Source organism: Peptoniphilus sp. BV3AC2, from assembly GCF_000478945.1.
Lineage (GTDB): Bacteria > Bacillota > Clostridia > Tissierellales > Peptoniphilaceae > Peptoniphilus_B > Peptoniphilus_B duerdenii.
Genome location: NZ_AWXD01000023.1, coordinates 1 through 9,270, shown reverse-complemented (window position 1 = coordinate 9,270; position 9,270 = coordinate 1). Strand labels below are relative to the sequence as shown.

Genomic DNA, 9,270 nt, shown 5'->3' with positions numbered 1-9,270 from the left:
AGGATGACGTGGTGGGGGGTATAGCGGAAGCAAGGAGCTTCCACAGCCGAAGACTACAAAGTTCTCCCAATTGCAGTCACCTTGAGAGGCAGTCGAGTTCAACAAATCAAACTTCACTTCGTTTGTTTTCTTTATAACTCTTTGCACGAGACCTGCTACGAAACGGGAGATTTCGGCTAGGGCTTCGAATGGGTATAACATCTGTAGGTCAAGTCTATACAAGTGAAATCATCCGAACATAACCCCACCATGGTTATACCCGTTCGACTTCAATGACTCAGCTTTTAGCTTCGTCATTTCCGCTCAGGGTGACATTCTTCCTTAAGGTTATCCTTGTAGAGATCCTTCGGCTCCGACGGTACCCGTCTCCGCTCAGGATGACCAAGTGGGAGGATTTATGCTCGATAGGTGTTATTTTATTTTCAAAGTTCATTCTGGAATTAGCTATGGAAGCAGAGTGCTTCCGATACATTTTTTGACCCATTGTAATTAAATCAAACAAAAATACAAAAAAATAAAAGATCGACACTTATTTCTAAATGCCGATCTTTTTGGAAATGTTTCCTTTGCACATTGTGCTGTGCTTACACCTTATGTAATTGTGTAAACTACACTTTTAGGTATAAAATGTGGATTGAAAGGGGTATCTTTTTCTAAACCTTTTGGTTTAGAATAAAATTAAAGACCATACAATTTGTATGGTCTTAATGGTGCGGGAAAGAGGACTTGAACCCCCACTCCAATGGAACTAGATCCTAAGTCTAGCGCGTCTGCCAATTCCGCCACTCCCGCGTGAGTACTTATCTAGTATATTATGTTTTTAGACTCTTGTCAACACTTTTTTTAAATTTTTTTAAATGTTTTTTAATTTTTTTTCTGACAAGTATTTATCCAAAATATTATCTTAAGTTCCTCTGTTTTCTAACTTCTAACTTCCATCTGATACTTACACTTTGGGCAGGTTACTTTGATTTTGCCTTTGCCTCTTGGTACTCGCATCTTTTGATGACAGTTGTCACATTTTATATATTTGTATTCTTTTCTATTTTTAAATTGTGTTAGATTTCTTTTATAATTTCTTTTGATTTTATTTACGACGCTTACTATTTTGTCATTTTCCATTCTTCTTACGTATATATTTTTTGAAAAATGCTCTCATCAGTGAATATATTAGAAATGTCACAGAAAACATATCAAATAGTCTTACATGGGTCGTATATGCTAGGATTTTAAATATTAATGCGTTTGTGATGAGAAATATATTTAGCTCATCAACGCCGTTTCTTCCTTGCATGATTTCTTTTAATTTTTTCATTTAATCACCATGAACATTATAACATGATTTTTAAAATTCAAAAAATCTTATTTTGTGATATACTTATTTCAGGAGGTAGTATGGATTATTCAAATTATATTAGAAATTTAAAAGATTATCCAAAGGAAGGTATAATCTTCAGAGATATAACCACTCTTTTAAAGGATAAGGATGCGTTTAAGGGTGCGATAGATGAACTTGTGGCTCTTGCTCCTGAGAATGTGGACAAGGTAGTGGGCGTAGAGGCTCGTGGCTTCATCGTAGGCGCTCCTATGGCCATTGAGATGGGTGCAGGATTTGTGCCTGTTAGAAAGCCTGGTAAGCTCCCATATAAGAAGATCGAAGTTTCTTATGAATTGGAATATGGCACTGACAAGATTGAAATCCACGAGGACGCAATCAGTTCTGGAGAAAAGGTAATAATTGTCGACGATCTACTTGCTACTGGTGGTACTTCAAAGGCTACCATAGACTTAGTTGAAAGACTCGGTGGCAAGGTTGAAGCATTGGTATTTTTAGTTGAACTTACTGACCTACCTGGCAGAGAAGTTCTAAAAGGTTATGATGTTAGAAGCCTCATCAAATATTAAATTTTTATAAAAAACCCTTCTATTTGTAGAAAATAGAAGGGTTTTTCATTGGACATATAAAATTATATAATTTTAGCAAATTTATTACCAAAACTTTTAATTTTTGGTGGATATTATACAGTAACTTCTTGTTTTAGAACCATTTGCTTGTATTCGTTTGGCGTAATTCCTGTGTACTTCTTAAAAGTAGTGGAGAAGTGGGACTGGGAAGAGAATCCACAGTAACAAGAGATAAATTCAAAGTTTTTCTTGTTTTCGCTAATCAATTCCTTGGCATATCCAATCCTCTTTATATTTATATATTCGCAAAATCTGTAGCCTGTCTCTTGTGTGAAGAGGTGACAGAGATAATTCTTAGAAATATGTAGCTTCTTCGCCGTATCAGAGAGTGTAATCTTGTCTCTAAAATTCTTGTTTATGTAGGAAATAGCTCCTTCTACCAGCTCATGATCAGACTCACTAATCCCAAGTAGAAGTGAATCTCTATATGTGGTGAGCATTGACTCTCCGTAATTTGCTAGCTCCTCACGAGAAATGAAATTTGCGATAGCAATACTATTTCTATGAACCTTGTCTGATAAATCTTTTTTGTACTTGCAAAGAAAATATGTATACAAGAAGACGTTTAAAACATTGAGATATTCCTTAAGTTCGTCCACATTTGTGATGGTGCTGATTCTCTTTCTATAAAGTTTATGTGCCTTGCCGAAACTCTTGATATTGTTCGCTTTGGCAATCTCTAAATTATTGTACATGTAATCATCCTTTCAATTTAAAATAAATATAGTAATATTTGAAAAATATTATCAATATAACTATATTATAATGAAAAAGTAGTTGATAGTCAATATCAAGGAAAGGAGAACATATGAAAGTTAAAATTATTTACTGGTCAGGAACCGGTAATACAGAAAAAATGGCAAACGCAATATTTGAAGGGGCAAAAGAGGTAAATGATGATACCACCCTAATCAATGTTTGCGACGCAAAAGTTGATGATGTAAAAGACGCAGACGTTCTTATCTTTGGATGTCCAGCAATGGGATCAGAAGAACTAGAAGAAGAGTACATGAGACCATACATGGACAGCGTAAACGAACTACTTAAAGGCAAAAAAGTTGCACTATTCGGATCTTACGAATGGGCAGAAGGCCAATGGATGGAATATTGGAAAGAAGAACTAGAAAATCTTGGAGTACAAGTATTCGAAACAGTAATCGCTTACGATAATCCATCAGAAGATGCACTTGCAGATTGCAGATCACTAGGAAAGGCAATTGCAAGATAAATTGACCGACTTTAAAATAAGCGGTAACATAACCATTGAGTTCTATAAAAAGATAAGAACATTACCTAATTTAGATTACCTGAATTCTCTCGTAAAGATGAGTATCGCACCTACTTTGTACGAGAAAAAAGTAGGAACACTCATGACCATAAGAGAAGATGACAAATCTTCTCTGTCCACATGGAAAACATATAAAGACGAATTAGCGGCAGCACTGAAAGTTCAATACATCGAACTTAAAGATGAAAAGAATTATACAGTGATCCTCTTTTATGACAAGCGATATTTGGGAGCAACCCTAAAACAAGAAAGGGTAAAGAAATTTCTAAAATCTATCGGTTATGAAAATTCCCACCAAATTAACCATTACCTTCTTAAATTAAAAGATAGATTTAGAGAGCAAGTACCAGATGAGGTAGGCATATTTTTGGGTTATCACTTCGAAGACGTAGTAGATTTCTACTTCAACAGTGGTAAAGCCTGCCTTGTTTGTGGCTATTGGAAATGCTTTAACAATATAAATCGCGCGCTATACGACTTTAAAAGATACAATCTTGCAAAAGAAAATTACATGAAAAGTTTACTCTATCAATAAAACTGGGACATTCCCAGTTTTTTTGTTTTTTGTGTGGGAGGGGGAAGTGGTCATCCAAACATAACCACACCACTGTTATACCCGTTCGACTTCAATGACTCAGCCTTTGGCTTTGTCATTTTCGCTCAGGGTGACCGTCTTCATTAGTTTATTTTTAATAAGGGGTTTATAGGTGGTTGTCACCCTGAGCGAACGAAGTGAGTCGAATGGGTATAACCTCTGTAGGTCAAGCCTGGGCAAATAAATTATTTTATAAAACTAAACTATCTTTCCTTAGACGTTAGCCGTATAAAAACCTCGACTTATATTTATACCGTAGCGGAAGCATTTTGCTTCCACAGCCGAGAGGCTCTGCACGAAAAGCCCTCCCAATTGCAGTCACCCTGAGAGGCAGTCGAGTTCTTCAAATCAAGCTTCGCAGTGCTCGCTTTCTTTGGAACTCTTTGAACGAGACCTGCTACGAAATCTAAGATTTCGGCTAGGGCTTCGAAGGATCTGACCTATATTTAACCCATCTATTCCAAAAAAATAATAAAACTACTATCCCAAATATAATCATCCAAATGTAACCTCACCATGGTTATACCCGTTCGACTGCGGGTGTCGGTAAACCTCCACCCTTCGCTCAGGGTGACCATCTTCATTAGTTTATTTTTAATAAGGGGTTTATAGGTGGTTGTCACCCTGAGCGAACGAAGTGAGTCGAATGGGTATAACTTCTGAAGGTCAAGCCTGGGCAAATAAATTATTTTATAAAACTAAACTATCTTTCCTTAGGCGTTAGCCGCATAAAAACCTCGACTTATATTTACACTGTAGCAGAAGCATTTTGCTTCCACAGCCGAGAGGCTCTGTACGTAATTACTTAATGAATTAATAAATTTCCAAAGGCCAATACTTCTGTATTGTCATCCTGAGCGAGGAAATTCATTTCCGAGTCGAAGGATCTGACCTATATTTAACCCATCTATCCCAAAAAAATATTAACAACTACTATCCCAAATATAATCATCCAAATGTAACCCCACCATGGTTATACCCATTCGACTTCATGACTCGCTTTTAGCTTCGTCATTTCCGCTCAGGATGACTGTATTCCTTAAGGTTATCATTGTAGAGATCCTTCGACTTCGACGGTACCCGTCTCCGCTCAGGATGACCAGGTGGGCGTTTTGTAGCGGAAGCAACCTGCTTCCATCAATCTTAAAACTAAATTCTCTTTCCTCAGGTAAATGCAATATGTATAAAAACACAACTGTATCAACTCAAAAAATAAAAAAACCCTGCATGAACAGGGATATTAAAACTTATTCAAAATATCGTGATGACCGATATCTAATAGTAAAATCAATTCATCACCTTCATAAAACCACAATATTCGAATATCCATATTGATAGAAGACTCCCAAATACCATCAGTACCTTGAACTTTTTTGGTGCGTAGAGATGGATGAGTCGGATCATTTACGAAAAACTCAAGCTTTTTTTGGTTTGCTTCTTTTCAACATCAGACAAAGTTTTATAATGTTTTTTAAACGCCTTGGAAAAAGTAATTTTGTAGGTCATTACTTGTCGAGTTCCTCAAAAAGAGCATCAATAGAATCGAAAACAGGTTGGTTACCATTCTTAATAGACTCCTTGATTTCGTCAACGGAAGCCTTCGGATTTTTTATGACATGTTCTGGATAAATGGCAACAGGCACGAGGATAATCCTACCATTATCTTCGATAACTTCGAATTGGTCACCTTGATTTAGATCCATAGAGTTCACGATTTCTTTTGGGATAGTCACTTGAGACTTTGCTTTTAATTCGACTAACATAGAAACCTCCTTTAGTTAGAAAATCAAACTTTCTAACTAAATTAGAAAGTTTTTAATTGAAAATGTCAATATATACATGGTCATCATGAGAGGTTGTCGTCTTACTTAAGGTTATCCTTGTAGAGATCCTTCGACTCCGACGTACCGTCTCCGCTCAGGATGACCCGGTTGGGGGGTGTAGCGGAAGCAATCTGCTTCCACAGCCGAGAGGCTTTGCACGAAAAGCCCTCCCAATTGCAGTCACCCTGAGAGGCAGTCGAGTTCTTCAAATCAAGCTTCGCAGTGCTCGCTTTCTTTGGAACTCTTTGAACGAGACCTGCTACGAAATCTAAGATTTCGGCTAGGGCTTCGAAGGATCTGACCTATATTTAACCCATCTATTCCAAAAAAATTAACAACTACTATCCCAAATATAATCATCAAAATGAAACCTCACCATGGTTATACCCGTTCGACTGCGGGTGTCGGTAAACCTCCACCTTTCGCTCAGGGTGACTGTCTTCATTAGTTTATTTTTAATAATGAGTTTATAGGTGGTTGTCACCCTGAGAGGCAGTCGAGTTCTACAAATCAGCCTTCACAATGCTCGGCTTCTTTGGAACTCTTTGCACGAGACCTGCTACGAAATCGAAGATTTCGACTAGGGCTTCGAATGGGTATAACCTCTGTAGGTCAAGACTATACAAATGAAATCATCCAAATGTAACCCCACCCACACCCGACAAAAACAAAAATTTTCACAATTCACTTTAAATAATTACCATTACATAGTATGATAAAACTAGATGTACTTAATTTAAAATAGCTAACAAATAGCTATCACAAATTTACTTTATTCTTAAAAATATAGATTAGAAAGGTGATACAATGTTTAAAATATTAGTAGTAGATGACGAAGAGAAGATAAGAGAAGTCATAAAGACCTATGCAGAGTTCGAGGGTCACACTGTTGTAGAAGCTGTTGATGGCATCGACGCTGTTGAAAAAGCTAGGGAACAAGACTTCGATGTCATTGTTATGGACATAATGATGCCTAGACTTGACGGTTTCTCCGCATACAAAGAAATCAAAAAGACGAAAAATATCCCGGTCCTAATGCTTTCTGCAAGGGGAGAGGAATACGACAAATTATTCGGCTTTGAAATAGGTATTGACGACTACGTGGTTAAACCATTTTCTCCTAAGGAACTGATGGCTAGACTAAATGTAATCGTAACTAGAAATAAAAAGTTAAACGACAATAGAGTTATGGAGTTCGAAGGTCTAAAGATTGACCTAGATGGCAGAAGCGTATCCGTTGATGGAGAAAGGGTGGACCTAACTCCTAAGGAATACGAACTGCTCACATATCTTGCAAAGAACAAAAACATCGCCCTCTCAAGGGAACAACTTCTAAACCAAGTGTGGGGCTATGATTTTTACGGTGACGATAGAACCGTGGATACTCATATCAAGATGCTTAGAAACTCAATCAAACATTATAGAAAATTTATAGTAACAGTAAGAGGTGTTGGATATAAATTCGAAGAGGACGAAAACAATTAAAAAAACCTCCATGCTATTTAAACTTTGGAGGTACTTCATAGGCTTTGCAGCCATGATATTCATAATCCTTTGGCTGTTCCAAATAGTATTTTTAAACTATTTCTACGAATCCATGAAGATAAGCGAGATCACAAGGATTGGAAACACCATACAAAATGAATTCGACTCAGAGGATTTCGGCGAAGTCTTAACTACTTATGCATTGACAAAATCTCTTAAGATAACAGTAGTTGACGAATACGGCCATTACAGAATGACCAACGACACAGTGCTCGAGTACTTGCCACCCATGTCCAAACTTAGATTCGACGCAGAATACGGAAGGCTCCAGGAAGAAGGACTAAAATATATAATTAAGACCAGCAAGATTCCAAAACTGGACAACTCCCTTATCGAGTTTAACGGATACCTAGGCAACATCGCAGGAGTAAAATACTATATAACCATCTCCTCAGTCCTAGAGCCGGTGGACTCAGCCATAGACATACTAAAAGAACAACTCTTCATCGTGTCTATAATTTCACTAGTAATAGCGATGATCATGTCATTCTTTATATCTAAGAGACTATCAGATCCGATAGTGCAAATGTCAAGGACGGCAATAGCGATAGGAAAAGGAAACTACGACATCATGTTTAAAAAAGGCGACTACGAAGAGATAGACGACCTTTCAGACACATTAAACTACGCAACCGGCGAACTTAAAAAGACATTGCAACTTAGAAAAGACCTACTGGCAAATGTGAGCCACGACCTTAAAACACCACTAACGGTCATAAAATCCTATGGAGAAATGATTAGGGACATAAGTGGCGACAACAAGGAAAAGCGTAACGAACACATAGAAGTCATAATCGAAGAAGCAGACCACCTAACCAAACTAGTAAACGACCTGCTGGACGTATCCAAACTGGAATCATCGGTAGCAAATTATGAAATCACAACCTTTGATCTCGGAGAAATGGTGGATAACCAAGTAATGAGATTTAAAAATTACAGAAGCGACTTTGACTTTGAAGTGATAAAAACGGGAGACTTAAAAGTAGAAGCAGATTACAAGAGGATAGAACAAGTAGTCTATAACCTAATCTCAAACGCAATCAACTACTCAGGAGAATCTAAAAAACTTATCCTGAAGACAGAAGAAACAGAAAAAGGCGTGAGATTTGACTGTATCGACTTCGGAATAGGAATAAAAGAAGAAGACATAACAGGCATCTGGGACAGATTCTACAGAGGCAGCGGCAACAGAACCAGATCCAAAGTAGGCACAGGCTTAGGACTATTCATAGTAAAATCCATCCTAGAAGGACACGGATTTGAATACGGAGTAGCATCAAAAGTAAACGAAGGAAGTAACTTCTACTTCGTAGCGAAAAAGATGGATAAAGAAAAATAAAATAAAATAAAGTTAAAGGAAGAGAGAGCACACGCTTTCTCTTTTTTTATGTGGTAAGACAAATACGAAATAACAATCTTCAATTATAGACCTCACCATGGTTATACCCATTCGACTACGACGGTTTCGCGTTGCTCCACCGTCTACGCTCAGGGTGACTGTATTCCTTTAGATATTTTTAGTAAGAAGTTTATAGGTGGTTGTCACCCTGAGCGAACGAAGTGAGTCGAACGGGTATAAGCTATATTTAACCAGTCTTTGCAACTGCACCGTAGCGGAAGCTATCAGCTTCCATTAAACTTGGTACTACATTTTCTCAACTCAGGTGAAGCTGTACAAAAACTTCAACTCATATTTACACCGTAGCGGAAGCATTTTGCTTCCACAGCCGAGAGGCGTAAAGTCTTTAAATCTTGCAAATAATTAACACATATCGAGCGATAACCCTCCCAAATAGTCATCCTGAGCGAAAAAGGCGATAGCCTTTGAAGTCGAAGGATCTGACCTATATTTAACCCATCTCTGCCAAAAAATAAAAATTATCCTCCCAACTACAGTCATCAGTACTTGACCCCACCACGGTTATACCCATTCGACTACGACGGTTACGGTAAACCTTCACCGTCTTCGCTCAGGGTGACTGCTTTCCTTTAGATTGCTTCCGCTAGGGAGTTTGTATTAAAGTTTTTATTATTACATGCTATCCGGATAGCAT

Annotated in this window: 9 protein-coding genes and 1 tRNA gene; 5 read left to right on the top strand and 5 right to left on the bottom strand. The window is 37.6% G+C overall.

Features of this window, described 5'->3' with window-relative positions:
• Nucleotides 1-708: 708 nt before the first annotated feature.
• The 3 genes from HMPREF1252_RS05185 to HMPREF1252_RS09275 form a co-directional block, all read right to left on the bottom strand.
• A tRNA-Leu gene (locus HMPREF1252_RS05185) sits at nt 709-792 on the bottom strand.
• 129 nt (nt 793-921) lie between these two features.
• Entirely contained in the window at nt 922-1,122 is a 201-nt protein-coding gene (locus HMPREF1252_RS05180) for a hypothetical protein (protein ID WP_023059672.1), read from the bottom strand.
• Entirely contained in the window at nt 1,112-1,315 is a 204-nt protein-coding gene (locus HMPREF1252_RS09275) for a hypothetical protein (protein WP_051338886.1), read from the bottom strand. Before HMPREF1252_RS09275 ends, HMPREF1252_RS05180 begins: the two co-directional genes overlap by 11 nt.
• Before the next feature lie 80 nt (nt 1,316-1,395).
• On the opposite strand from HMPREF1252_RS09275, the gene HMPREF1252_RS05175 reads away from it, so the two are divergent.
• A complete protein-coding gene (locus tag HMPREF1252_RS05175; protein WP_023059676.1) occupies nt 1,396-1,905 on the top strand; it encodes an adenine phosphoribosyltransferase in 510 nt (169 codons plus the stop codon).
• A gap of 113 nt (nt 1,906-2,018) precedes the next feature.
• On the opposite strand, the gene HMPREF1252_RS05170 is transcribed toward HMPREF1252_RS05175, so the two are convergent.
• The gene (locus HMPREF1252_RS05170; RefSeq protein WP_023059675.1) at nt 2,019-2,660 is read right to left on the bottom strand and encodes an AraC family transcriptional regulator; all 642 of its coding nucleotides are present in this window, start codon (nt 2,658-2,660) and stop codon (nt 2,019-2,021) included.
• A gap of 113 nt (nt 2,661-2,773) precedes the next feature.
• Between HMPREF1252_RS05170 and HMPREF1252_RS05165 the strand changes: the two genes are divergently transcribed.
• Nucleotides 2,774-3,193: a flavodoxin gene (locus tag HMPREF1252_RS05165; protein WP_008901794.1), complete on the top strand. Its 420-nt coding sequence runs from the start codon at nt 2,774-2,776 to the stop codon at nt 3,191-3,193.
• A complete protein-coding gene (locus HMPREF1252_RS05160) occupies nt 3,183-3,788 on the top strand; it encodes a DUF3793 family protein (RefSeq protein WP_036746943.1) in 606 nt (201 codons plus the stop codon). Before HMPREF1252_RS05165 ends, HMPREF1252_RS05160 begins: the two co-directional genes overlap by 11 nt.
• Before the next feature lie 1,565 nt (nt 3,789-5,353).
• Here HMPREF1252_RS05160 and HMPREF1252_RS05155 read toward each other — a convergent pair.
• Nucleotides 5,354-5,611, bottom strand: a complete 258-nt coding sequence (locus tag HMPREF1252_RS05155) for an AbrB/MazE/SpoVT family DNA-binding domain-containing protein (protein WP_023059677.1) — start codon at nt 5,609-5,611, stop codon at nt 5,354-5,356.
• A gap of 867 nt (nt 5,612-6,478) precedes the next feature.
• Here HMPREF1252_RS05155 and HMPREF1252_RS05150 point away from each other — a divergent pair.
• Together HMPREF1252_RS05150 and HMPREF1252_RS05145 are read left to right on the top strand one after the other, a co-directional pair.
• Nucleotides 6,479-7,156 carry a response regulator transcription factor gene (locus HMPREF1252_RS05150; protein WP_008901798.1) on the top strand — a complete coding sequence of 226 codons (678 nt, stop codon included), beginning with the start codon at nt 6,479-6,481 and terminating at the stop codon, nt 7,154-7,156.
• The gene (locus HMPREF1252_RS05145) at nt 7,119-8,555 is read left to right on the top strand and encodes an ATP-binding protein (RefSeq protein ID WP_036746941.1); all 1,437 of its coding nucleotides are present in this window, start codon (nt 7,119-7,121) and stop codon (nt 8,553-8,555) included. The genes HMPREF1252_RS05150 and HMPREF1252_RS05145 overlap by 38 nt, the downstream gene beginning before the upstream one ends.
• Nucleotides 8,556-9,270: the final 715 nt, after the last annotated feature.